Source organism: Paenibacillus brevis (assembly GCF_018919145.1).
Lineage (GTDB): Bacteria > Bacillota > Bacilli > Paenibacillales > Paenibacillaceae > Fontibacillus > Fontibacillus brevis.
Map to the genome: position 1 here is coordinate 1 of NZ_JAHLQJ010000018.1, position 26,021 is coordinate 26,021.

21 protein-coding genes and 1 riboswitch are annotated in these 26,021 nt (G+C 47.7%); of the genes, 3 read left to right on the forward strand and 18 right to left on the reverse strand.

Features of this window, described 5'->3' with window-relative positions; all coding sequences use genetic code 11:
- Positions 1 to 393 precede the first annotated feature (393 nt).
- From KQJ23_RS18515 to KQJ23_RS18530, 4 genes are all read right to left on the reverse strand, one after another.
- Positions 394 to 1,905, reverse strand: a complete 1,512-nt coding sequence (locus tag KQJ23_RS18515; RefSeq protein WP_249529898.1) for an ABC transporter substrate-binding protein — start codon at positions 1,903 to 1,905, stop codon at positions 394 to 396.
- Positions 1,906 to 2,111: 206 nt separating this feature from the next.
- Positions 2,112 to 2,282 (reverse strand): hypothetical protein, encoded by a 171-nt coding sequence (locus KQJ23_RS18520; protein WP_216480401.1) that lies wholly within the window; start codon positions 2,280 to 2,282, stop codon positions 2,112 to 2,114.
- Between the two features lie 143 nt (positions 2,283 to 2,425).
- Positions 2,426 to 3,925, reverse strand: a complete 1,500-nt coding sequence (locus KQJ23_RS18525; RefSeq protein WP_216480402.1) for an ABC transporter substrate-binding protein — start codon at positions 3,923 to 3,925, stop codon at positions 2,426 to 2,428.
- A 291-nt stretch (positions 3,926 to 4,216) separates the two neighbouring features.
- The gene (locus KQJ23_RS18530; RefSeq protein WP_216480403.1) at positions 4,217 to 5,578 is read right to left on the reverse strand and encodes a radical SAM/SPASM domain-containing protein; all 1,362 of its coding nucleotides are present in this window, start codon (positions 5,576 to 5,578) and stop codon (positions 4,217 to 4,219) included.
- Positions 5,579 to 5,830: 252 nt separating this feature from the next.
- On the opposite strand from KQJ23_RS18530, the gene metE reads away from it, so the two are divergent.
- Entirely contained in the window at positions 5,831 to 8,101 is a 2,271-nt protein-coding gene (gene metE, locus KQJ23_RS18535; RefSeq protein WP_216480404.1) for a 5-methyltetrahydropteroyltriglutamate--homocysteine S-methyltransferase, read from the forward strand.
- Positions 8,102 to 8,121: 20 nt separating this feature from the next.
- Here the strand turns inward: metE and KQJ23_RS18540 are convergent, their stop codons facing one another.
- The 9 genes from KQJ23_RS18540 to KQJ23_RS18580 all read right to left on the reverse strand — a co-directional run bounded on the left by KQJ23_RS18540 (position 8,122) and on the right by KQJ23_RS18580 (position 19,767).
- Positions 8,122 to 9,063: a LysR family transcriptional regulator gene (locus tag KQJ23_RS18540; protein ID WP_216480405.1), complete on the reverse strand. Its 942-nt coding sequence runs from the start codon at positions 9,061 to 9,063 to the stop codon at positions 8,122 to 8,124.
- A gap of 125 nt (positions 9,064 to 9,188) precedes the next feature.
- Complete coding sequence (locus tag KQJ23_RS18545; RefSeq protein ID WP_216480458.1) at positions 9,189 to 9,941, reverse strand: epoxyqueuosine reductase QueH; 753 nt, start codon at positions 9,939 to 9,941, stop codon at positions 9,189 to 9,191.
- Positions 9,942 to 10,074: 133 nt separating this feature from the next.
- Positions 10,075 to 10,280: riboswitch (cobalamin riboswitch) on the reverse strand.
- Positions 10,281 to 10,286: 6 nt separating this feature from the next.
- Complete coding sequence (gene ligA, locus KQJ23_RS18550; RefSeq protein ID WP_216480406.1) at positions 10,287 to 12,299, reverse strand: NAD-dependent DNA ligase LigA; 2,013 nt, start codon at positions 12,297 to 12,299, stop codon at positions 10,287 to 10,289.
- 228 nt (positions 12,300 to 12,527) lie between these two features.
- On the reverse strand, positions 12,528 to 14,930 hold the full coding sequence (gene pcrA / locus KQJ23_RS18555) for a DNA helicase PcrA (RefSeq protein WP_216480407.1): 2,403 nt from the start codon (positions 14,928 to 14,930) through the stop codon (positions 12,528 to 12,530).
- A gap of 442 nt (positions 14,931 to 15,372) precedes the next feature.
- Positions 15,373 to 16,077, reverse strand: coding sequence for a heptaprenylglyceryl phosphate synthase (gene pcrB, locus KQJ23_RS18560; RefSeq protein ID WP_249529899.1), 705 nt, complete (start codon positions 16,075 to 16,077; stop codon positions 15,373 to 15,375).
- Positions 16,037 to 16,198: a hypothetical protein gene (locus KQJ23_RS18565; RefSeq protein ID WP_216480467.1), complete on the reverse strand. Its 162-nt coding sequence runs from the start codon at positions 16,196 to 16,198 to the stop codon at positions 16,037 to 16,039. Before KQJ23_RS18565 ends, pcrB begins: the two co-directional genes overlap by 41 nt.
- 334 nt (positions 16,199 to 16,532) lie before the next feature.
- A complete protein-coding gene (locus tag KQJ23_RS18570; RefSeq protein ID WP_216480409.1) occupies positions 16,533 to 17,417 on the reverse strand; it encodes a phosphatidylinositol-specific phospholipase C/glycerophosphodiester phosphodiesterase family protein in 885 nt (294 codons plus the stop codon).
- 17 nt (positions 17,418 to 17,434) lie between these two features.
- Positions 17,435 to 18,841, reverse strand: a complete 1,407-nt coding sequence (locus KQJ23_RS18575; RefSeq protein ID WP_216480410.1) for an undecaprenyl-phosphate glucose phosphotransferase — start codon at positions 18,839 to 18,841, stop codon at positions 17,435 to 17,437.
- A complete protein-coding gene (locus KQJ23_RS18580) occupies positions 18,838 to 19,767 on the reverse strand; it encodes a glycosyltransferase family 2 protein (protein WP_216480411.1) in 930 nt (309 codons plus the stop codon). The genes KQJ23_RS18575 and KQJ23_RS18580 overlap by 4 nt, the downstream gene beginning before the upstream one ends.
- 243 nt (positions 19,768 to 20,010) lie before the next feature.
- Between KQJ23_RS18580 and KQJ23_RS18585 the strand changes: the two genes are divergently transcribed.
- Positions 20,011 to 20,526: a stalk domain-containing protein gene (locus KQJ23_RS18585; RefSeq protein ID WP_216480412.1), complete on the forward strand. Its 516-nt coding sequence runs from the start codon at positions 20,011 to 20,013 to the stop codon at positions 20,524 to 20,526.
- A 63-nt stretch (positions 20,527 to 20,589) separates the two neighbouring features.
- Here the strand turns inward: KQJ23_RS18585 and KQJ23_RS18590 are convergent, their stop codons facing one another.
- A complete protein-coding gene (locus KQJ23_RS18590) occupies positions 20,590 to 21,549 on the reverse strand; it encodes a glycosyltransferase family 2 protein (RefSeq protein ID WP_346779427.1) in 960 nt (319 codons plus the stop codon).
- A 132-nt stretch (positions 21,550 to 21,681) separates the two neighbouring features.
- Between KQJ23_RS18590 and KQJ23_RS18595 the strand changes: the two genes are divergently transcribed.
- Positions 21,682 to 22,764 (forward strand): acyltransferase family protein, encoded by a 1,083-nt coding sequence (locus KQJ23_RS18595; RefSeq protein WP_216480413.1) that lies wholly within the window; start codon positions 21,682 to 21,684, stop codon positions 22,762 to 22,764.
- Positions 22,765 to 22,791: 27 nt separating this feature from the next.
- On the opposite strand, the gene rfbD is transcribed toward KQJ23_RS18595, so the two are convergent.
- From rfbD to KQJ23_RS18615, 4 genes are read right to left on the reverse strand one after another with little or no spacing between them, the layout of a single operon-like run.
- Entirely contained in the window at positions 22,792 to 23,664 is an 873-nt protein-coding gene (rfbD, locus tag KQJ23_RS18600) for a dTDP-4-dehydrorhamnose reductase (RefSeq protein WP_216480414.1), read from the reverse strand.
- A complete protein-coding gene (gene rfbB / locus KQJ23_RS18605; protein WP_216480415.1) occupies positions 23,661 to 24,686 on the reverse strand; it encodes a dTDP-glucose 4,6-dehydratase in 1,026 nt (341 codons plus the stop codon). Before rfbB ends, rfbD begins: the two co-directional genes overlap by 4 nt.
- Before the next feature lie 24 nt (positions 24,687 to 24,710).
- Entirely contained in the window at positions 24,711 to 25,256 is a 546-nt protein-coding gene (gene rfbC, locus KQJ23_RS18610) for a dTDP-4-dehydrorhamnose 3,5-epimerase (protein WP_216480416.1), read from the reverse strand.
- 20 nt (positions 25,257 to 25,276) lie between these two features.
- A complete protein-coding gene (locus KQJ23_RS18615) occupies positions 25,277 to 26,020 on the reverse strand; it encodes a sugar phosphate nucleotidyltransferase (RefSeq protein WP_216480417.1) in 744 nt (247 codons plus the stop codon).
- Position 26,021 lies beyond the last annotated feature (1 nt).

Genomic DNA, 26,021 nt, shown 5'->3' on the forward strand with positions numbered 1-26,021 from the left:
CCAGCGTTCGTCCTGAGCCAGGATCAAACTCTCCATTAAGGTGTTTGACTTGCTCATTTCAATACTGACGATATAAAATCGTTTATTTATTGACGTGTTCCATCTGTTCAGTTTTCAAAGAACTTGCTTACATTATTCGACTCATCTATCATTCAGATCAGATTTTGTCGAACAGTTACTTATTATATTCACCTCGCTTCGATATGTCAAGATGTTTTTTTCTTTCATCTTGTCCGGCAGGATGCCGTCCGAAGCGACAAATAATAATTTACCACGTAAACAATAGGATTACAATAAGTAAATGTTTCCAATTTAAGCGGCAATAAAAAAAGGGTCATGAAGAGAAGCACAGCTTCTGATCATGGCCCTTACAGCCACGTACAGCTATTAAATTTATTCTTTGTCTGTAGAATCTACAGACCCGACTTCAATGCTTATGCCTCCTCCGGAGGTGCTGCTTGATTCCGCGCCATTGGTACCGGTATCTTCTTTTCCTTTATTGGCCTCCTGATCTTTAATGGCCTTATCCAATATAACCTGTCCTTCCTGCTCCATGGCCTGCAAAGCTTCCTCAACCGACTTCTTCTTCTCCTGCACCAACTTCAATTGCTCTTCTTGAACCGTATAGAACTGCATATAGAAGTCACTCGGAATCTTGCTCATTCGCTCATAAGAAGCGCTTTGATCCAGCTTGGGCTTAAGGGCATAGAAGGCATCAAGACTGTATCCGTCATATTCCTTTGAATATCCCATGCGTGACAAAAGTCCGTTATTGAGTGTTCTGGACTTGACCTTCGCATATTCTTCTCCATTAATGAATTTAATGAAATCCCAAGCCGCATCCGCATTCGGCGAATCTGCCCGGATTGCAAAAATGTCGCTAAAGTAGATATTACGAGAGGTCTCCGGGTCTGCCGGATCTACCGGGCCAGCCACGATACCAATTTCAAACGAATTATAGTCCTTTATATAAGTTTTAGACTCTTTCATATTCTGCAGAGTATATGGATCTCCCAGTGTCATTGCCATTCTTCCCATCAGAAACAATTGACTCTTGTAATAGTCCTCCATCGAACCTCCGGAAAATCCGCCATCCTCAGGATTATACACACTGCCTGATTCCAGAGCATCAAATGCGAGCTTGTAGGCTCTTTTCCAAGCGTCCGTATTCATAGTCACTTTCATAGTATCCGGGTTCACCTGACTAAGCCCCTCTGTAGAGGAAATCATGCTCGCCAAGCTCGAGAAGTTCATGCCGTACTGCGCACCGTAGCCATATACTCTTGAATCCGCATCTCCATCGGTTGGAAACCGGCGTGCCAGATCGAAGATTTCCTGCCAGGTAATATTATTCTGCGGTGGATCAATACCGTATTTGTTAAATAGGTCCACATTATAGAACAACGCTTGTCCTTGGAAGGTCGGGCTCAACCCGTATAATTTACCGGCCCCTTTTTCCTTCAGCATTTCAATTAATGCAGGATAAATCGACTCGGTATCATACTTGTCGCGCGTGATGAATGAATCCAATTCCATCAATTTTCCATCGGAGACCATCTTTTCATAGCTGCTGGAATCGACCATAACCACATCAGGCTTCTGCTCTTCAATAAAATCTAACGTCGCCTGATACTGGTCTTCGATAACTGCGCCACCTCTATACATACTATTTGTGCTGACTACTTCAATATCTACATCACCATATCGCATCGAGAACAAATCACCATATTGTTGAAAGAAATATCCTTCGTCCCAAAACATAACTTTCAAGCTCCGCCGTACATCTGACTGTTTCGTAGGAGCCGGGCCGCATCCGGCCAAAAGCACTAATACGCCGCAAATTACCGCAATGGTCAGCTTCCGCATGCGGCTTCTATTCTTTCGTTCAGAAAACATAGTAAACATAATAACCTCCCGATTATTCTAAAAATGTAGTTCAGTTTCTCTCTCCTATGTAGCTTGATAACAGCTGGAATATACGTTCTGCTCCCCCTTCTTTTTTTACAGTCTCTATGGTTATACGTATGAAGCCTCGGTCTGGTTACAAAAAATCATCTATTATTTTCCAATAGAAGAGTTTCTCTGGAAAGTCGCATAGAAAGGCTCACTAGTTAAGTAGCCGGCCTTCCATAACCTCCGATTTTTAGATACTTCTTGATCAAATCGATAACTCGTTTGTCCTCAATTTGTTTGCGCAAAAGATCCGGAAGCAGTTCATGATTCAACGTATCGAAGTATTTCGACAGGTCGATTTCTAACACGTAACCATATCTGTGGGACATACCGGGCGCACCTAAAAAAAGAGGCTAGCCTTAGTCATGACCTTGGCTAACCTCCTTTGAAGTTGCTATTTAGCGTCGGCCCCAAGCGCAGAATCGCGCAGGGGTCTATGTTATATTCGTCATCCATCTATAGATGGCAAAAGCTACTCTACCGTCACACGAACCTCGTTTGCTGTATTATCCGCTGTGCCGGATTCTGCACCGCTCTCGCCAGATGTGGCTGAACCGACATCTTCACCGGCTGTGCTGCCGTCATCAGAGCCTTTTCCCGCCGCCTCATCCTTAATTGCCTTATTCAGTAAAGCCTGCGACTCGTCCTCAATGGTCTGGAGGGCTTCTTCAATAGACTTCTTCTTGTCTTGAGCCAGTTGGATCTCTCGGGTCAGAATACCGTAGTATTCCATATGAAATGCTTCCGGAATTTTGGTGTAGTCCTCACTACTATCACTATTGAGACTTGGCTTCAGCTTATAAAATACATCCAGGTTTAATCCATTGTATTCCTTGCTGACATTCATTCGGGATAACAGACCGCCGTTCATCGTTCTGGACTTGACCTTGGCGAATTTCTCGCTATTAACGAATTTGATAAATTCCCAAGCCGCATCCGCGTTAGGAGAGTTGGCTCGAATGCCAAAGATATCGTTGAAGAAAATATTCCGGGATGTCTCCGGATCCGCCGGATCCACAGGTCCTGCTACTGCCCCAAGTTGGAACGGCTTATAATCATTAACCTGATCCTGCACGTCCTTGAGGTTTTGAAGCATATACGGGCCTTCTACTGTCATGGCCATGCGTCCCATCAAGAACGGTTGACTCTTGTAATAATCCTCCATTGATCCCCCCTGGAACGCAGTATCACCTGGGTTATAGATAGCCTGAGAGTCTATCGCATCCATAGCCAGCTTATAGGCTTGCTTCCATGAGTCCGTGTTCAGTGTAACTTGCATGGTGTCTGTATTGATAAACTTCAAGCCTTGTGTAGTGGCTATATTGGAAGCCAGTTGCTCCATCGTCATACCGTAATTCGTACCGAAGCCATATACCCGGGTGTCTGTGTCTCCATCGGTAGGAAAACGCCGAGCCGTGTCAAGAATCTCCTGCCAGGTCATCCCGTCATGCGGTATTTCGATGCCATATTTGGCAAACAAATCAGCATTGTAGAAAATGACATTGCCATAGAAGGTCGGAGCTAAGCCATACAGCTTGCCGCCCCCCTTATCCTTAAGGATTTCCATAAGAGCCGGATAAATCGACTCGGTATCATATTTATCCCGTTCGATAAGCGCATCCATCTCTGCCAGCTTACCTTCGGAAGCCATCCTCTCATAGGTCTCCGTATTTAACATAACGACATCCGGCTGTTCTTTCTCTATGAATTCCTCAACAGCCGCACTATAGTCCACTATGCCATCCGGGTTGTTGCGATAGATGCGGTTCGTGCTGACAACCTCAATCTCGATGTTCGGCTTCTCCATCGCAAATAAATCGCCATATTGCTGGAAGAAGTACCCCTCATCCGAAAACATAACCTTTAAGCTGGATGTCTGCTCTGCCTCTGGTGCCGGACGGCTGGTACAACCCGCAAGCACAACAGAAGCCAATAAAACTATGAGCCCTTTATGTAACCATGATCCCTTCATCTTTACCTCCAAAATATAGATATTTTAGTAGAGTTCTCTATGGATAGAACGAATCAAAGAAGTAATAGTTTCTTTGTCTAGAAAAAATCCGATCCTGACAGTTTTTAAGAACTGTCAGGATCGGATTAAGGCAAGCATTCATAGATGGAAAATTAGCTCAAGTTGCCTGGGACTGACTTGGTCAGACGTCCAGTTTTGACAAGAGCCGCTTGGGCTGCGGAACGAATTACTTTCATGCTGGTCACCTCCTTATCTAGATCAAGCGTCTGCCTGGATTCATGCGGCTGCCCATCAGCCTAAAGTTTGGGCAAATTCCTCTTCCTGCTGCGATTGCAGCCAGATGGTCCGGAGTGTTTTTTTGATCTGCCGTTTCTCATAAGAGCATGGCCGCTGACCGGTACGCATTCGATATAACGGACAATGGTTGCCCTGACAGGCAGGGCGGAAAAAGCACGCCCGGCATTTCTCATCCGTCTCCTCGCCCGATGTTGTCCAGAGGGCCAGCTTGTCATAATCGATCTCAAGAGTTCCATCCTGTTGGATATGCCCAAGCCGATTGTTATCCTGCTCCATGGCGACAGAGCATTTGTACAACACTCCGTCCGAGCCGATCACCAATGAATTGGGCTTGGCAGCATAGCATACAGCTCCTGTAGGCAGCAAAGTATCAGAGATAAAGCTGCTGACCGTAAGTCCCTCTGCAATCGCACGTTCATTAAACTCCCAAATCTTGATGTCCTTGGTCCGGTCGTCGCACACAGGCAAATTCAGATCATTCTCTCCCCCCATACAGCCGACTGGACGGAAATACACCTTAAACCGACAATCATCTCCAAACCATTCCTTAAGCATGGGAATAAAGCGTTCTACAGAATCGAGATTACTATTGTCAAAGTTAACGCGAATATTAATTTCAAACGGACGATCTACTTCTTTAAGCGATAACAGATTCTGGAGGATCGTATCAAATGTCCCTCCGCCCCCATGAAGCCCGCGACGAGTATCGTGCACCTGCGCTTCGCCATCCAGGGTGACCATAAACCGCTCCACGTGCAAATCCAGCATCTGCTCGAAGCGTTCCCGGGTTAAATAATAGCCATTTGTGGACATTTCTGCCCCATATACGGCTCCACTGGCTTCACAAGAGTCCATAAAGGAGCGTGACAGGCGTTCAATAACATGGGGAGCCAACAGAGGTTCTCCGCCATGCCAGCTAATTGTCAAACGATTCAGGGTTCTTGCCCGTTCCTTCATATAAGCCTCAAGACCTGCGATGACCTCGGGGCGCATTGTCGCTCGCGGAAAATTCTCGTAACAGTAAGTACAGCGAAAATTGCAGGCTTCCGTCACAAGCAGGACCAAATGCATCGTATCCTGCGCATGCATCGATTGGTGAAGGAATGTGGCACGGCGTTCTTCGTCTACGGTTGTCTCAACCAGGAACCCCTGCTCTATCAAGCTCGCATACAGTGGGGGAGCCGGATCCGGTGCTGGCATTCCAGGCCGCAGCCATTCCAGAACTCGAGTCCGTTCTTCAGGAGAAAAGGAAGCAATCGCTCCAGTATAGCTGTTGTACAGCACTACTCCTCCTGCATCTTCTCCGCTCTGCGCGTTAAAGCGCGACGGTTTCCACTGTATTGCGTGCTGATTCATTATGCATTCCATCTTTCGTATCAGTGTGGTTCATTATTGCCGGAAGGACTGCTCCTTCCCCAAACCCTTACCTATCATGAAAGGAACCAAGCGGAAATTTCAATGACTTGCATCACTTTTAAGTAAAGAGGTAATCATCGCAATACTGAGCCATAGAAAAAAGCTATGCCAGGGCATAGCTTTTTTATGTTTCCCGATAGCAGCTTCCGCAATCTATACTAAAACCAACTATTCAGCAAGGAGCTGTTACCATTGAAAACATCCATTATCGGTTATCCACGAGTCGGCGCGCTCAGAGAGCTTAAATTTGCATCCGAAAAATACTTCAAAGGCGTGCTTCCCGTCGAAGAACTGCAGCAGACGGCGGCTCAGCTTAGATCGGCGCACTGGAAGCTTCAGCAGGAGAACGGCGTCGATTTCATTCCATCCAACGATTTTTCCTTCTACGACGGACTGCTCGACACGGCTTGCTTGCTTGGAATCATTCCGCAAAGATACCAAGCGCTCGGCTTAAGCCCGTTGGAGACTTACTTCGCAATGGCGAGAGGCTATCAAGGCGACAAAGGCGACGTTAAAGCACTGGCGATGAAAAAATGGTTCAACACGAACTATCACTATATGGTGCCCGAAATCGACGATGCGACAAGCATCCGTTTGACCGGATCGAAGCTGTTCGACGAATTTACGGAAGCAAAGCAGCTTGGCATCGCAACCAAGCCTGTGCTGATCGGACCATTCACTCTGCTCAAGCTTGCGAGATTCACAGGCCTGAAGAACGCAAAAAATTTCGTGCCTGCGGTTATCGAGGCTTATACGGCTATCCTGAACCAATTGAACACGCTTGGTGCAGCATGGCTTCAACTGGATGAGCCTGCATTGGTAACGGATTTGACTGCGGAAGATATCGCGCTGTTCACGGAGCTTTATAAGGGGATCTTGTCCGCCAAAGGCAGCGTAAAGGTTGCCTTGCAAACGTATTTTGGAGACGTTCGCGACTGCTATCAGGCGCTTCAAGCGCTGCCGTTCGACGGAATCGGCATCGACTTCGTCGAGGGCAAGCAGTCTTTGGACCTCGTGCGCAAGCATGGCTTCGCAAGCGACAAGGTGCTGTTCGCCGGTGTAATCAACGGCAAGAACATCTGGAAGAACCAATACAAGCAGACAATTGCCCTCGTTCGCGAGATCGGCAAGCATGCAAGCCAAGTCGTGCTCGGCACTTCATGCTCGCTGCTTCATGTCCCATACACGATTAAACACGAAAAGAAGCTGCCGGAGGCAAATAAGCAGTATTTAGCGTTCGCGGAGGAAAAGTTGCGCGAGCTTGCAGAACTCAAGTCGATCCTGGAGCAGGCGAGCCCTGAAGCCTCCGCTTTATATACGGAGAATGAGAAGCTGTTCAGTGCATCGCGCCTCACAAACGACAACTCGGTACAGAAGAGAGTAGCGGAGTTGACGGAGGCCGACTTCACGAGACTTCCCGACTTCGCCGAGAGAGAAGCCATCCAGAAAGCGAAATTCAATCTGCCGCCGCTGCCTACGACGACGATTGGCTCGTTCCCGCAGACGGCTGATGTCCGCGCAAATCGCGCAGCCTTCAAGAAAGGCAACATCACTGAGGAACAATATAAGCAATTCAACTTTGACCGGATCGCGGAATGTATTGCACAGCAAGAAAAAATCGGAATTGACGTCCTTGTTCATGGCGAATACGAGCGCAACGACATGGTCGAATACTTTGGCGAATGCCTGGATGGCTTTATCTTCACTGAGAATGCCTGGGTGCAGTCTTACGGAACACGCTGCGTAAAACCGCCGGTCGTATGGGGCGACATTAGCCGCAGCAAGCCGATTACTGTAGAATATTCGGCGTTCGCTAAGAGCCGTACTAACAAGCTGGTCAAAGGTATGCTGACGGGTCCGGTGACGATCCTGAACTGGTCGTTCCCTCGCGAAGATATCAGCCTGAAGGAAAGCGCTCTTCAGATCGGTCTTGCGATTCGTGACGAAGTACTCGATCTCGAAGCCAACGGCATCGAAATTATCCAGATCGACGAAGCCGCCTTAAGAGAAAAGCTTCCATTGCGTCATTCAGACTGGCAGAGCGAATACCTGAGCTGGGCGATTCCTGCCTTCAGACTTGTGCACAGCGGTGTTAAACCCGAAACGCAAATTCACACTCATATGTGCTACAGCCAGTTCAGCGACATCATTCGCGATATCGATGCGATGGATGCCGATGTCATTACGTTCGAAGCGTCGCGCTCGGATCTAGCCATCATCGATGCGATTAACGAATGCGGCTTCCGAACTGAAGTCGGCCCCGGCGTATACGACATCCATTCGCCTCGGATTCCTAGCGTCGACGAGCTTAAGCAAGGGCTGAACCGCATGCTCGACAAGATCGAAGTCTCCAAGCTATGGGTTAACCCGGACTGCGGACTTAAAACTCGCGGTGTTACGGAAACGTGGGCCAGTCTGGAGAACCTTGTCCAAGCTGCCAAAGAAGTAAGAGCAACCCTGTAATAGCAACCAAGAGGATGGGCTCAGGCGAGCTCATCCTCTTGGTTTATGATCGGATATCCGAAATCTGTAATGACGGTTTTGAGCTTCATCACATAGGCGGCAGCCAGCTGGCTCAAGCTTGCCTTCTGATTGACGATGTATCCTACCTGTATACTCTCGTCCGTACGAAGTCTTACGGATTTGATTTGCTCGCCGTTAAGATCCTTATTCAGTACGCCTGAGCTAATGGTATAGCCGTTGAGCCCGATCAGCAGGTTGAATAGTGTAGCGCGGTCACTGACCAGTATTTTCTTCTTGTACGATCTTGTGCTAAGTATTTCCTCCGCGAAGTAAAAGGAATTATATTCTCCTTGCTCAAAAGCCAAACACGGGTAGTCGTCCAATTCTTCAATGTCCAGCAGCGACTTCGAGGCAAGCGGATGCCCCTCACTGATGAATACATGCGCTTCCGCTTGGAACAGCGGATGAAACCGCAGGTCCTTGTCTTTCAATATCTTCTGAATCACCTTACGGTTGAATTCGCTCATATAGATAATCCCGAGCTCACTCTTCATATTCCGTACGTCTTCGATAATCTCGTGAGTGCGTGTCTCGCGCAGCGTACACTCGTACTCGTCCACGTCAAGCTCCTTCAGCAGTCCGACGAAAGCCTGAACCGAGAAAGCATAATGCTGTGTTGAGATCGAAAACAGCTTCTTCGAGGGCTTACGATTCATGTACCGCTGCTCGAGAAGTTCGGCTTGCTCCACGACTTGCCTAGCGTAGGATAGAAACTCCGCCCCATCGCTTGATAGCACGATTCCCTTGGACGATCGAAGGAAAATCTCAATACCGGCTTCCATCTCGATTTCTTTCACCGCGTTGGACAAGCTCGGCTGCGAAATAAACAAACGCTTTGCCGCTTCGCTTATCGTACCGCAACTAACGATGGTCAGAATATATTTCAATTGCTGCAAGGTCATTGGAATCCCCCTTCCCACTCACTTTAACCGCGTTTCTCCAGTTACACAAATATCAGGTATTTTAAAAATTTTAAATGCAAGGAACCGGTGCTCAGCATCAGATCCCTTATGAATATAAGGCTGTACTAGTAAGTCTCTTTTTTCAAACTAAGATTATTTGCTTTCAAATAATTTATAGCATCTTTGTTCACTGCTCGTAAGTCTATGCTTTGTTTCTCTGCTGCAAATGAACATCCACAATAACATTGTCGGAAAACATCATATTCATTACACATTTCGATTGAACGCTGATATCCATTGTTTTTTTTGAAATCACTTGGTAAATATCGCGAATCATAATTTTGTTGCACACCGATTCCAAGTTCATTTATTAATTGACTATTTTTATTTTTGGAAAGAGTAATCGCACTGCCGAAGTAATCAAATCCTCTTTCTTGCGCTACTTCAGCTGAACGATCCAATCTCATATCAAAACAAGCCGAACAACGAAGCCCGCCTTCCGGCTCTTCTGTCAAACCTCCTTCTTTTACCATTTTAAAAAATACGTTCGAACGGTAGTCATCATCAATAAATCCTACTGTGTGCCCTGTACGGTCATTGAACTTCTCCACAAAAACCTTTTGTTCATTAGACCGCCGCATATATTCACTTCTAGGATGGATATTCGAATTGGAGAAGAAGATTGTAACATCTGCATGTTCTGCAAGAAATTCCAGTGAAGAAGTGCTGCAAGGAGCACAGCATGAATGCAGTAACACTTTTGGCCTTTCCTTCTTTGCCTCCCAATCTTGAATCATTTTTCTTAGCACCTTGTCATAATTTACTTTCTGATTCTTCATTCTGCTTAAATACGTTTCAACATCTGACGCTTCCTTCATACCTGAACTCCCATTAATATATTTTACGTTCAATAAAAGGCGCCCTCCCGATGAAATATCCATAGGGAAAGACGCCTCCATAATAGTGCATTATGACGGTTCATCTAACACTTCCCTATCTACCGTAGGTACAGCAGTGCTGACAGAACAGGCAGGTCTCCTGGCTCCGGAATCATCACTCGGCAGCGGCCTTCCCGATCAATGCAGATCAGTGGCCGATTAAGCTGCCTGCTCCTCCGTTACAGTGGCGGGACCGCGCCGGTATTGCACCGGCCTTCCCTTTTAAGTCAGAACAGCAAGCATGCTCGCCGATCAGACACCTATTCTCGATTATGTGATTTAAATTTAGTTATCGTTCAGCAGCCGGATAAATTCATTCTCATCCTCGATGACGGGAATGCCTAGTTCCTGCGCCTTTGTTAGCTTGCTGCCTGCCTTTTCACCGGCTATCACGAGGTCCGTCTTCTTGGAGACGCTCCCCGTCACCTTGGCGCCCAGCGCCTCTAGCCGGGCCGTTGCTTCATCGCGGCCAAGCTGGTGCAGTGTGCCGGTAAGGACAACGGTTTTGCCCGAGAAGAAGGAGTCGGTAACCGCGGCCGCCGCCTGAGGCTCCTTCGGAGATACCCCCAGTTCCAGCATTTTCTGGATCCCCGCCTTATTGAATGGATCCGCGAAGAAGGACACAATGCTCTCGGCGACAATGCCGCCGATATCCGGCAAGGATACCAGCTCCTCCTCCGTAGCCGCCATGACCGCAGCCAGGCTTCGAAAATGATCAGCAAGCACCTTGGTGGTCGACTTGCCGGTATTTGGAATGCCAAGTGCATACAGGAAGGAGGACAAGTCGCGCCCCTTACTCTGCTCGATGGCAGCCAGCAGATTATTGGCTTTCTTTTCCCCAAATCGGTCAAGCTTGACTAAGTTCTCGAAGGTTAAGGTGTACAAGTCTGCGGCTTCATGAACCTGAAGCTCATCGTGGAGCTGCTCTGCGGTCTTCTCGCTGAAGGTCTCAATGTCCATGGCGTCCCGCGATGCGAAATGCGTAATCCGGCTGACGATTTGCGGCTTGCAATCCAGACTGTTATTGCAGAACAGGTGAGCTCCGCGCTGCTCCAGAGGAAACCCGCAGGCAGGGCAGTCTTTCGGATAAATGATTTCTTGCCCATCCTGCTCCTCTGTTACCTTACCAAGAATTTCAGGGATCACGTCATTGGAGCGGCGAATAAAGACGCGTGTGCCCAGCGCGAACTTCAAGTTTTTCCGTTCGATATCGCCGATATTGTTAAGGGTGCAATTCTGCACCGTTACTCCCGCCAGCTCTACGGCTTCGACCTTGGCGAGCGGGGTGATTTTGCCGGTGCGGCCGACGTTCCAGGTGACAGATTCGAGCACGGTCGTCGTCTCTTCCGCCTCAAATTTGAACGCAACGGCCCAGCGCGGGAATTTATCGGTATAGCCAAGCACCTCGCGGGTGCGCATATCGGTCAGCTTGATTACAGCCCCGTCAATCAGATAGTCCAGGCTGGAGCGCGTCTCCACAATGCTGTGCAGGGTGTCCATCACACTGCTGAAGTCATCATGATAGCTCACATAAGGATTGACCTTAAAGCGATTATCCCGCAGGAAGCTCATCATCTCTTGATGACTGGCAAACTCAATCCCGTCCGAATACCCCACATTATAGAAAAAGGCACTCAGCTTCCGCTCGGCTGTCGTCCGCGGATTGAGGTTCCGCAGTGCGCCAGCCGCAGCGTTCCGCGCATTCTTGAGCGGTTCGGCTGCTGTCTCGTTATATTTGGCCAGCACCGACAGATTCATAATCCCTTCACCCTGCACTTCAATGGTTCCGTCCTGGTAAGGGATCGACAAGGGTACGGATTTGATCGTCTTGACTTGGGCCAGAATACCTTCGCCGACAACACCGTTTCCGCGCGTGGAAGCCTGAACAAGCTTGCCGTCTGTATAGGTCAGGTTCAAGGTCAAGCCGTCAAACTTCAGTTCTATGGCATAGGAAGGAGCGGGCAAAGGATTCTCCGGATGCTTGGTGTTATAATCCTGGATCAGCCGCTGAACACGGCCATTCCATAGCAGCAGCTGCTCTTCATTCTGCGCCTTATCGAGACTCCAAAGAGGTGCCAGGTGCCGATGCGGCTTGAATCCATCCAGAAGCTCTCCCCCTACGCGCAGCGTGGGCGAATCCGGGAGCTGGACCCCGGTCTGTGCCTCCAGGGCAGCCAGTTCATCGTACAGCCGGTCATACTCCTTGTCACTGACAAGAGGCTGATCGAGCGTATAGTAGTGATAGTTGTACTGATTCAGCTGCTCGATAAGCTGCTCCATTTTGTTCATTGGATCCATCCCGGAACCACTCCTCCTTTGATTATATAAGTTGAACTACTGAGTATTACGTTCTGGGGGCAACGTGTGAAGTGTGCTTACGATCGCTATTGTTCGCAGATTTCTCTGATTGAACTAAGTCATGATACGGTAGAATCCACTCGCAAAGGCGAACGCTTCTTCAGCACACTTCACACTTATGCCTTTCTACGTATTTATAGTTCAACTTATATAGCTCAATTATTTTCGTTATTCAGTCACTTTGGTGATGGGAGCGAAGCCGGCGAGAAGCCGCTTCACACCTACCGGCGCCGGAAAAGCAATCTGCAGCTCCGTATCATTGCCGGTGCCTTTGACGGCTACCACGGTGCCCGTGCCCCATTTGCCGTGCGACACCTTGTCGCCGGCAGCGAAGCCGCCGCTGGCGCTGTCTCCAGCGGCAGGCTGCCCGCCCCGCGAGCCTGTGCGCGACGGGGCCATGCCCGGGATGCTCACCGTGACGGGTGAGCTCCCGCTATTGCGGCCACCGGCTGGTGCCGGGGCGCCGCCCCGCAGCGGCGATGCTGCGCCCGCTGCCGGGCTGGCGGCACCACCGGTACGGTGGCCGAAGTTGCTGCCGGCCGCGCTGCCAAAGCCGCGGCCGCCGTAAGCGCCGCCGATACCGGCTCCGCGGCGGTATCGGTCGCGTTCCACTCCCGCTTCTTCCTTTAATTCCTCCGGAATTTCCTGCAGGAAGCGGGAAGGCGGGTTCGCCGTGGTGCGGCCGAACAGGGTGCGCATCTGGGCGCAGGAGAGGAACAGCCGCTCCTCGGCCCGGGTAATGCCGACATAGGCAAGCCGGCGTTCCTCCTCGAGCTCTTCGTTATCAAGGAAGGCCCGGCTATGCGGGAACACGCCTTCCTCCATGCCGACGATGAAGACCACCGGGAACTCCAGCCCCTTCGCGCTATGCATCGTCATCAGCACGACGGCATCATCGTTCGGCTTCTCTGCATCCTGGTTATCGTTCATGCTGTCGATATCGGCGATCAGCGCCAGATCCGTCAGGAACGAGACGAGGGTCTTATCCTCATTCTTATTCTCGAATTCCATGGTTACGGACAGGAATTCGTCGATATTTTCCAGACGGGACCGGGATTCCAGGGTGTTCTCATTTTGCAGCTCCAACCGATAATGCGTCATTTCCAGCAGTTTCTCGGTCAGTTCGGTCACAGACAAGAACTCTACCATTTGATGAAGCGCCGCAATCATATCGAAGAACTCGACCAGCGCATTACGAGTACGCCCGGTAAAGCCGAGATCATCGACGGTCTCCAGTACCCGGTAAATGGATGTTCCGCGCTGTGCCGCTTCCGCCGCCAGCTTCCCGACGGTCGTATCGCCGATGCCCCGCTTAGGCACATTGATAATCCGCATCATGCTGATATCATCATCCAGATTGGACAAGAGGCGCAAGTACGCAAGCAGGTCTTTAATTTCCTTCCGATCATAGAACTTGATTCCGCCAACGATTTGATAAGGAATATCCGACTTAATTAGAATTTCCTCAATAACCCGGGACTGAGCATTCGTCCGGTATAGAATCGCATGGTCCCGGTAGCCCTTGCCCTTCTTGACGCTCTCCTGAATCTCGGAAGTGATAAAGTATCCCTCGTCATGCTCGGAATCCGCATGGTATACCTTGATCTTGTCTCCGTCTCCCTTGTCCGTCCACAGCTTCTTCGCTTTGCGGCCGGAATTCAGGCCGATCACTCCGTTTGCCGCGTTCAGAATCGTCGAGGTCGAGCGGTAATTCTGTTCCAGCAGGATCGTGCTGGCCTCCGGATAATCCTTCTCAAAATTCAGGATATTCGTAATATCGGCACCGCGCCAGCGATAGATCGACTGGTCGCTATCCCCGACCACGCAGATCCGGTGATGCTTGTCTGCCAGCATCCGGCACAGCATGTACTGGGCCCGGTTGGTATCCTGATATTCATCGACGTGAATATACTGGAACTTCTTTTGGTAAAAATCGAGCACGTCCGGCACATCCTTGAACAACTCGATGGTCTTCATAATCAGATCGTCAAAATCCAGCGAGTTGTTGCTGCGAAGACGTTGCTGGTACTTGGTATATACCTTCGCCACAATGCCTTCAAAATAATCCCCGATCTTCTGCTCATATTGCTGGGGAGTGATCAATTCGTTCTTGGCCGTACTGATCATGGACTGAACGGCTTTCGGTTCGAATTTCTTGGTATCGATGTTCATATCCTTCATACAATTGCGGATTACAGACAACTGGTCCGTGGAATCCAGAATCGAGAAGTTCGATGTGAAGCCGATCCGTTCAATATCACGGCGCAAAATCTTCACGCACATCGAGTGGAAGGTGGATACCCAGATATCGCGTCCTTCCGCCCCTCCGACAAGCCGGGAAACCCGGTCCTGCATCTCACGGGCGGCTTTATTGGTAAAGGTGATCGCCAGAATCGCCCAAGGGGGAGCTTTGCGTGTTGCAATCAAATACGCAATGCGGTGCGTAAGCACGCGCGTCTTGCCGCTGCCCGCCCCCGCCATAATGAGCAGCGGGCCTTCGGTCGTAACAACCGCTTGGCGCTGCTGGGGATTGAGGCGTTCTACTGCTTCTTGTATGTTAACAGGTTGCATCAGGAAACTGCTCCTTTCGTCATTCAAATTGATATATAAGTTGATTGCTATTTAAGTTGAACTTATGATGATGCATGCTGGGGAGCAACGTGTGAAGTATTCCTACGATCGCTGTTGTTCGCGAATTTCCTTGATTGGACACTATGTGGTAGAAATCCGCTCACAAAGGCGAACGCTTACGAGCATATGCTTCCGAAGCAGCTTTCTTACAGAAAGCTTTTACTTCAGAACACTTCACACTTATGCCCTTCTGCAGAGCATCTTTAGTTCATTTTATAGATCCACTTACAAGGACGAACGCTTACACACATATGCTTCCGAAGTTAGAACACTTCACACTTATGGCTATTCCACGCAGCTTTATTAGTTCAACTTATAGTTGATCTTCCTATTGATTAAGGATGAGGCAAAGATGTAACCAGACATCAGCCAATCCTGTCCATCAATAGCTGGCGAGCCTGTCATGAGTGCCCTTGACGGCTTCTACGGTCTCTAAAGCTCCTGCCAGATTGGAATAGATGACATTGCCCACGACGACCGTATCGCTGACCGCAGCAGCCTGTCTGGCCGTCTCCGCATTTGTGATCCCGCCTCCGTAGAACAGTCTCGCCTGTGTCAGCTGCCGCCTTACTTCTCCGACTAGCTCCATATCCCCAAATCGCCCGCTATATTCCACATATACAATCGGCAATTGCATCAGCTTGTCCGCAGCCCCCGCATACCCTGCCGCAGCAGCGGCATCCAGCGAGGTATCCGCCTCTGTAATCCTGGCGACTGTAGCTTCAGGGTTCAGGACGATGTACCCTTCCGAAGCCAGCCTGTCCCACGGGATGAAGGGACCGTATTTCTCAATCGCCCGCGCATGATGGCCGATCAGCCACTCCGGACGCTTCGTATTAAGTACCATAGGGATCAAATAAAGGTCAAAGCCCGGTACGATCGCATCCAGTTCTGACACCTCAAGCACACAATCGATCTTGTAGCGGCGAATCCGCTCTAGCAGTACTTCTGTATTGTCATAGGTTACACCGCTGGAGCCGCCGATAATGATCGCATCACTTCCAGAGGTGCACACGGCTTCAAGCTCCTGTTCGCCAATTGTCCGGTCAGGGTCCAGCTTGAATACATGCCGCCAGGAATTCTCCATGGGCAAAGGCATAGAACGCATCCTTCTTCACTTCCTTACATGGCCTCTTAGCTAAACGCTCCAGATCACGAAGATCTCTTCTTCCGGGCGTAAAAGCGGGAGTGAACACGTTCTGATCCACTCCCGCTTGGCTCCGGCTTACCCATCCTTTTTTGCATAACCAAATCTATATAAGTTGAACAATTGAATTTATGCCAGGAACAACAACGTGTAAGGGTGTCAGGACGCTTCACGCTTATGCTTTTTCTACGCAGCTTCTTAAATTCAACTTATCATAGAGGTTCTTCAAAAAGTCATCTTTTAAACTCGCAATTCTAGTCTAAGTGACCACAAGAAGGCTGTCAATGTTCGTGTTTTCTTCGCAAAAATGCGAACAGAATGAGACCGCAATCGTACACAAAAGGATACGCAGCTGCCAGTTCAACAGTGTGCGTATCCTCGCAATTTGCTGATGCTTATAATCCTAGATATTGTAGCCAACTGGAGGATTCCACATCCTTTTCCTCCAAAAAGTCGGTATAGAAGCCGTAGACGCCCATTCGTTTGAACTTCAGCACTTGATCCCGATCGTTAATCGTATGCACATAGCTCGGTATTCCGAGCTCATTCAGCGAGGCGACCAGATTGGCATTGGCCCGGGTCTCCGACATCGTAATCGCTGCGATTCCCTTTTCCTTGGCAAACTCTACGATAGATTGATCGCTATCATGGGTCTGGTAGAGGGTGAAGATCACTGATTCAAAAGGATAAATAGCCTCAATTGCATCCCACATGGATTGATAATAAATTTGCGGTACAATCCGCTTTAATAGTTCCGGATTCTTCTGCTCCGCAGTTTCGGCAATCAGGGTGAAAATCTGGTCAATCTCTTCAGGCTCAATCTGCTTCGTATCTGTAATCAGGTACATATCCGGATACTGTTCCATGAGATCAAGAATATCTTCCCAGCCCAGCGGCTCATAAAGGCCCATGATTTTGGCGTTTTTGAATTCCTCATACGTCCAGACCGCCCCATGGGTTCCTGGATCCATCACTTCCTCCTGCCCAAGCATCACCGTGAAGCTCTCCCCCCACTCATGGCGGGCAATGAGCTTGTTATCCTTGCTAAGCAGCAAATCGGCTTCGAATACGCGTATCCCCTTTTCATAGTTGGCAGCAAAGGCCTCATAGGTATTGCTATAGGTTAGCCCTTCAATGCCTCCCATGGCATGGGCAACCAGCCGGTGAGCGGTAAAGCTGTCCTTCGGATCGCGATCCTGCGGCTTATACAGCGTGACGACCAGCAAAAAAACGAGCCCCGCCAGCAAAAGCAGGCTGTATATTACTTTACTTCTCCTCATCCAGTACATTCCTATCTCTAGTAAGCATTTTTGTTAATAAATCCATTGAAGACGGTCTTTAAGATAATCTTGATGTCCAATAAAATCGACCAGTTCTCGATATAAAAAATATCATGCTCGATCCGCTCTTCGATAGAGGTATCGCCGCGCAGCCCGTTGGCTTGGGCATATCCTGTAATACCCGGGCGGACATGGTGCTTAACCATATACTTAGGAACTTCCTCCCGGAATTGATCGACATAATAAGGACGCTCCGGTCTGGGACCGACTACACTCATATGTCCGGCGAGGACATTAAAGAATTGCGGCAGCTCGTCCAGACTGGTCTTCCTCAGGAAAGCGCCGAATTTGGTGCGGCGAGGGTCATTTTCTGTTGTCCATCCCGTGTCCGGCGCTCCATCCGGCAATACCTTCATAGAGCGGAACTTATACATATGAAAGTGCCTGCGGTTGAGACCCACCCGTTCTTGCTTGAAAATAACCGGCCCCTTCGAGGTCAGCTTGATACCGATGGCTGTCAGCAGCATGACCGGCGACGTGATGACAATGGCAAAGAGACTGAACACGATATCAAAGGCCCGCTTCAGCAATCGGTTGCCCGTAAGATCCAGTGGAATGTCACGCACATTGATGAGCGGCATTCCCGCAAAATTGTCGAAGTAGGGGCGAGCAGGCAGAAAGTCGAAAAAGTCAGGGATGATGAGGGTACGGACACCTTCTTTTTCACAAATCGCTATAATTCGGGCATATCTGGAGTGAGCAGTCAGAGGCAGTGCCAATACGACCTCGTCAATCAGCTTGGCTTCCAGGATCTGTTCCAACTGATCCACCCTGCCCAGGATAGGCTTATATCGCAGCTTCTCCTGGTCTGACCAGGCAGCATGGTCGTCCAGAAACCCGATGGTCTCATAGCCCAATTCCGGATACTGCCTCAAGTTATCGTGAAATTTGCGCCCGAGTGAGCCCGCGCCGATGATCAGCACGAATTGCTTGTTGTAGCCTTTCTTGCGCAGCTGTTTCAGCGAGCTTTTCAAAAAATAACGGTACAGCAGGATCGACAGCACGTTGACCACCATGTAGATGGCCAAATACATCCGCGAAATATCAATTTGCCGGACGAAGAACATCAAGCTGAGCAGAATGAACAAGCTTGCCACATGGACCTGCATCAGCTTCATTACTTCATCCGCAAATCGCTTTTTGCGTTTCGGAATGTACAGTGACAGAAGTACTCCGACGACTGCGGCTATCACGCCATAGGCAATGCTCCAGAAAGCGTAAATTTCAGCCGGGAGCGGACGCTCGTAAGGAATCCAGCCGCTCTCGAATTTCAACCACCAGGATAGCAGGAAAGAAATCTGGATGAACGCAAAATCCGTCAAAATATACAATTGGGTCAAAAAACGTTGATTTTTGCGGATCATTGCTTCACCTCCATTTGCCCGTTCGTTGTATCTGTGCGCGAATCCATGGTGCGTGTTGCCGGGGTGCCTGGTTTAAGCTTATTGCTGATCAGCGATAAGGAGAACTTCAGTCCGATACCGCTGAATACGGCCAGGTTGGTGAGCCAGGAATAGCGCTGTTTGAAGTGCTTGCGGTGGAACACCCACATCGCTCTATGAAACTCGTAGATGATTTTCATAGGCTTGCGGCGGCTGCTTGCTCCCTTGTAATGAACAATATAGGTGGCCGGATGATAGTGGATCTCCCACCCCGCCTGTTTGATGCGGTAGCACCAATCTATGTCTTCCCCATACATAAAAAAGGTCTCATCCAGAACCCCCACCTGCCGAATCGTCTCCTGACGCAGCAGCATAAAAGCGCCGATAAGACAATCGACCGGATAAGTCTCGTTCGGGTCGAGATAACTGAGGTGATATTGATTGAACCGCGGGCTCTCCGGAAAAAGCCTCGAAAATCCGAATGCGTAATAAAAGGAAGCTGACGGCGTAGGAAAGCCTCTTCTGCATGCTTTATCCAATGAACCATCGGGAAGAATCACCTTACAGCCTGACGCTCCTACCGTCGGTTGCTCTTCCATGTAGGCGAGCATCACTTGCAAAGTCTCGGGTTGTACGATCGTATCCGAATTAAGCAACAGCATATAGCGACCCTTCGCTATTTCCATCGCTTGATTGTTCGCTTTGGCAAAGCCGGTATTGGTGTCGTTCTCGATCAAGTGTACCTGCGGGAACTGCTCCTTGATGACCGGAACCGAGTCGTCCTTGGAGGCGTTGTCGACGACAATGACCTCATAAGTATATTCCATCTCCGAGTCGAACACGGATCTTAAGCAGTCTATAGTTAAGTCACGCGTATTGTAGTTGACGATGATAACGCTCAAATCCATAATCAAAGACTCCTGACAAATATAGTAATCTATCGACATTATATCATAGGTGAAGGAGTTGGGGGAGAGTTGAAGGGTGAGAAGAAATGGGAGTGGAGCTTAAGAAGAAAGGTGCCCCGAATGATACTAGTGTCTAGTCCATTTGAATTAGTGCTCCTCAAAAAAATACCCTGAAAATCCTATGTCATTAGTTCAATTTGTGGGTAATAATCTAAAGTAATTATTAAAATTGGAGGTATGTTTGTGAAAAAAATCATCCTGTCTTTGGCAGCCTGCGTCTTATTAGGTACGGCAACTGTCGCCGCAGCCGCTCCAGTCGCAACATCTGTCAAGGCAAGCATCCGCTATTTCAGCTTTATAGTAAATGGGCAACCTAAGTTAAGCGCCGACACCCTTGTACACAATGGTTTTACCTATGTCCCGATTCGCGAAGCTGCGAACTTGTTCAACTATGACACCAAGTACGATGGGGCAACAAAATCTATTTCGTTCGAATCCCGGAAAGAATGGATTACTCTAACCGAGCTCATCGCAGCAAATAGTACTCTTTCTGTTTCAAAACAGGAAAACGCTCCTGATATTTATGAAATCCATGAAAGAAGCCAACTCGCGTTTAAAATTAATGTAACCTCTCTTAAAGATGGGGACAACTCTACTACTGCGGATAACAAGTCCAATGTGATTGCCATAAAAAAGGATCTGGGGTCCTTGTTTTTGAACAAGAAGGATGTTCTTGAGGCCGGTTATAAGATTGAATAATAAGACTGTTTCATAATTACATCATTCAAAATGCGCCTCTGCTGAAAGTAGCAGAGGTGCATTTTATTTTACGCCAGTCAACTTCTCCTCAATTTCTCTCCGCTTCTCTCTTAATTCCGGAAGCTGCTTGCGAAAATCCAGCCAAGCCCCAAGAACCTTCGGTTCCCTTAACAGCATATAGGCATGTACGGCTACTTCATAGGCCAACAAAGCCAGAAGCTGCTTCTTCCATGCCGAAGGGCGGAGATTTTTATACAGCATCTTGTAGCGATTAATGAAGGAATACCGACGAATAAACAATGGTTGCTGCTTGCGGCTCCCCTTCTTCCAGCCGCGTTTATGATAACCGATGGCTTCAGCGCAGTAGTAAGACTTGAAACCGAAAAGCCGGGCTCTCCAAGCGACATCCACATCCTCTTTATAGGCAAAAAAATCATCGTCAAAAAATTTATCTTTTATGGAGATAGCTTCAATCATCGTTCTTGAGTACATGGCCGCAGCACCCGACACACCGAATACATCACCGGACAGCTTCCAATTATCCGCTGATTCCCCGGCTCCACGGTCAAAGGCTCTCCAGATCCGGTTCATGACAAGTCCTGTAGAGTCGATGATTTCCGGATGACTCTGGAATACCAGCATGCCTGTAGCACTTCCAATTCCTTGATCCTTGTTCATAATGCGGATAAGATGCTCCACATAGGTCGGGGTGAGAATCACATCCGGGTTAAGGATCAGCATATAATCCGCTCTGGATATTCGTATTGCTTGATTATGAGCTGGAGCAAAGCCTGCATTATCAGCATTAGCAACGAGACTGATTGGCACAGGGATACTCTCCCGCGATTGAATAGCTTCAACCTGTTGAATCGTATCGTCTGCAGAGGCATTATCGACGATAATGATTTGATCAATGGGGAATGTTTGCCCAAATACAGCCTCCAGGCAAGCTTCTATATCTTTACCGCTATTAAAAGTTACAATATGTACGCTGACAGTTGCAGACATGGGTTCTCCTCTCACAGCAAAAATAAGGAGCACTCATTTCCCAGTGCCCCAGCGCTAATGTGATTATTCTGAAGTTCATTATATCAAATCGCCTTCATCAAGCATACCGGATTATATGCTACAATGAGCTTAATAGGAGTGAACAACGTGCCCAACGGACTACTAATGAATAATAAGAACTTAACTATTAATGGATTGAGAGGACTATTAGCATCACTCGTAGTTCTCTATCATGGCTATACCGGGATGACGACTTCAAATTATTTGGAAGAAAGCTATATACGACAAATTAATCATTTTGGCCCTTTTGCTGTTAATATCTTCTTTATCATTAGCGGATATCTAATCCTCCAAAGTTTAATTCGCAGCGGTAGTATAGACTATTTTATTAAAAATCGTATTCTCCGAATCTACCCCGTGTTCTTCGTTATTCATATATTTATTTTTATAGCTGGACCGGTGATCAACTACGAGTGGATGGGAAGCCTTTCCACCGCCGAATATTTATTACACTTTGTATCCAATTTACTGATGCTGCCCGGAGTATTTAATCTCCCAATAGCACAAATTGTAGCTTGGTCACTTAGTTATGAATTTGCTTTTTATATTGTGATTACTGTATTTTACTTTGGTCACAAATCACAGTCCATACTTCTTAAGTACTTTAGCATAGGTGCTGCCCTAATCACTTCCCTGATTCTGCTCTATAAACACCCAACCATGCTATTCTTCTTAGTTGGGATATTGTTGTGCTTGTACAGTGAGAAAATAACTGCCTTATTGAAGTACCGCTATCATTCATGGTTTTTCTTCAACGGGATTTTATTTATGCTGATTGCAATTTTTGTTTACGATCCTGAGAATTTATCATTATCACTTATTTTCAGCTTTCTGTTCTTTTTCACGGTAATAAATGAAGAAGGAGCATTTGCCAAGATCATGAGAAGCCGAGTGTTTCAGTACCTGGGCGAACTCAGTTATAGTCTTTACCTCTGGCATACGTTCATCATGTTCCCTATTAAGAGAATCATTCCTATAGTCGGACTGGAACAGTTGAATCAATACGTTTTACTTGTCTTATTTACAGGATCATCACTAATCATATCCTTGCTTGCTTCACATTTTTCTTATCGGCTCCTGGAGGTTAAAGTAGTTAAGTTCTTGAAGAAGTCCAGAGTTTTTCGTTCCAACCGTACCCCGATTTCGCAAAGAAACGCTGGTGCACTTTAGCATCCAGCGTTTTAGTAAGTAAAGAACCTATTTATTGCTTTGAAAATATAACGAGAGAAACTCCTTTAGCCCTTCATGCCAAGGTCTCATATCTTTAAACCCATTGCTTCGGATCGCCAAATGCTCCATTACCGAATTCCGGGGACGCGGTGCTGGTAATGGATACTCCTCCGTCGTGCAGGCATGCACCCGAGCCGAATAATGCTGTCCGCTGATAGTCTCAGCTTCCATAAAAATCGCCTTCGCAAATTCATACCAGGTGCAGGTTCCGGAATTGGAAGCATGATAAATGCCGTATTGCTCTGTCTGGATCAACTCTAGCAGAAACTCAGCCAAGTCCGATGTGTACGTCGGCGATCCTTTCTGATCATGGACAACCTTGATTTCATCACGTTCTTGCCCCAGTCTAAGCATCGTTTTAACAAAGTTATGACCATGGAGACCATACACCCAAGATGTCCGTACGATAAAATAAGCCGAGGAAAGGCTCTGCACAAGTACTTCACCCGCCCGTTTGGACTTGCCGTATATACTCTGCGGATTAGTATTGTCATATTCGTGATACGGCAACTCCGAGTTACCATCAAACACATAGTCTGTACTAATGTAGCAAAACTTGGCCCCAATCTGTTCACTCGCTACGACCATATTCCGCGTACCGGCAGCATTTACAGCATAAGCGGATTCCACTTCTGTTTCCGCCCGGTCCACGGCTGTGTAGGCCGCACAGTGAATTACAACTTCCGGCTGAAATTGCTGAATAAAGGATTGACAGGCAGCCGGATCAGTAATGTCTAATGCATCTCGATCGGAAGCAATGACTTCATGCCCACTACGTTTCAAATGGGCTACAACATCCCTCCCCAGTTGACCTGACGCCCCTGTAACCAACACTTTCATGCCTGGTCACCACCAAGACGCTCACCATATTGCTTCTCATAATAGTCCTGATAAGCCCCGCTTTGAATTCGTGTCCACCAGTCTTTATTGTCCAAATACCAACGAATTGTTTCCTCTATTCCCGTCTCGAAGGAGTACTTTGGCTCCCAGCCTAACTCCTGCATCGTTTTCGTGGGATCAATGCCGTATCTACGGTCATGGCCAGGACGATCCTGCACATGCTTAATCAACGATTCTGGCTTGCCGAGTTGCTCCAATATGGTCTTAACAATATGAAGATTTGTTCGTTCATTATTTCCGCCGATATTGTAAACTTCTCCATTACGCCCCTGGTGGATCACAAGGTCAATGGCACTGCAATGATCTTCTACGTACAACCAATCGCGAATGTTAAGTCCATCTCCGTACACTGGTAATGCCTCATCAGCCAGCGCTTTGGAGATCATTAATGGAATTAATTTTTCCGGAAATTGGTAAGGGCCATAATTATTGGAGCAACGTGTAATATTGACTTGCAGCCCAAATGTCTCATGGTAGGCACGAACCAGTAAATCCCCTCCAGCCTTACTGGCAGAGTATGGACTATTCGGCTGAAGAGGAGTCTCTTCCGTAAATAGTCCAGTCTCCCCTAACGTCCCGTATACTTCGTCTGTCGATACCTGAACGAATTTTTGAACATTATACTTACGAGCTGCCTCCAGGAGTACTTGAGTTCCAAGTACATTGGTCTTCACAAAAACATCCGGCTCCAGTATGCTCCGGTCTACATGTGATTCTGCAGCAAAATTGACAATTACATCCACGCCTTGACCCATCAAGTTCTCCATCGCTCGAGCATCGTTAATATCGGTTTTCACGAAAGTGTGATTTGGATGATTCTCTATGGATTTCAGGTTTTCCAGATTTCCTGCATAAGTCAGCGCATCCACGTTTACAATTTGATAGTCAGGATGTTGGCGGAGCATATATAGCACAAAATTGCTGCCGATAAAGCCGGCACCGCCTGTTACAAGCAGCTTCATGGGTAAAATCCTCCAATGAGTTTTCTAAAAGTTAATTTCAGCATCCTTTAATAAGGGCTGCTTTAAATCCTTAGCAGACAAAACTGGATTTGGAGTAGGCCAATCAATATTCAACTCCGGATCATTCCATAGTATGCCACGATCATGTTCTGGAGAGTAGTATTCGTCCACTTTGTAGAATACTTGGGTGTTTGGTACGAGCGTGCAGAATCCATGTGCAAATCCTTTAGGCACCAATAATTGACGCTTATTGAACTCACTGAGGATCACTCCGATCCATTGACCAAACGTTGGAGAGTTCCGCCGAATGTCAAGGATCACGTCATAAATTGCTCCTGAAAGAACCCGTACCAGCTTTGTTTGAGCCTTTGGGTTCAATTGATAGTGTAAACCACGTAGTACGCCAGGTTCCTCGGACAACGATTGACTATCTTGAACAAAGCTCTCGTAGATACCAAACTGCTTCATAACAGCACCATTATAGCTTTCCATAAAAAAGCCCCGGTGATCCCCATGTACCACCGGTTCGAGTAATACTGCACCGCCCAGCTTCAGTGGAGTATCTTTCATAATAGAATAAACCTCCCTGTTTATAGCTTTAACTTACCGAACTCTTCACCAAAGGTGATATCCTGTGCAAGTTCATTGGCACGAGCCAAGGAGGCATGTGTGCCAGCATCGGTCCACCATCCATGCAAGATATCGAAAGTTAGTTCATTACGTTCAATATATGCATTATTAACGTCGGTGATTTCCAATTCACCCCGGCTGGAGGGTTTCAATTTTTTTATTATTTCAAAAACATTATGGTCATACATATAAATTCCCGTTACTGCATAGTTAGACTTCGGATGCTTTGGCTTCTCTTCAATTGAAACAATCCGTCCTTCTTGAAGTTCAGGAACACCAAATCGTTCAGGATCAGGGATCTCTTGAATTAGAATTTTAGCCCCGTACTGTTGTTTCGTAAAATTAGCCACATACGAAGATATATCATCCACAAAAACATTATCACCTAAAATTATAACCATCTGATCTTTACCAACAAAATGTTCAGCGAGCCCAAGAGCTTGAGCAATCCCACCTGCTTCATCTTGTACCTTATAAGTAAAAGTTACTCCCATCGCAGTTCCACTACCAAGGAGGTTTACCACATCCCCCATGTGCTCTTTACCTGTCACAATAAGGATCTCCGTAATCCCTGACTGTTTAAGTTTATTTACACTATGGAAAATCATCGGATACTTGCCAACTGGAAGTAAATGCTTGTTAGTCACCTTTGTTAATGGGTAGAGGCGCGATCCTGTACCACCTGCAAGGATAATTCCTTTCATC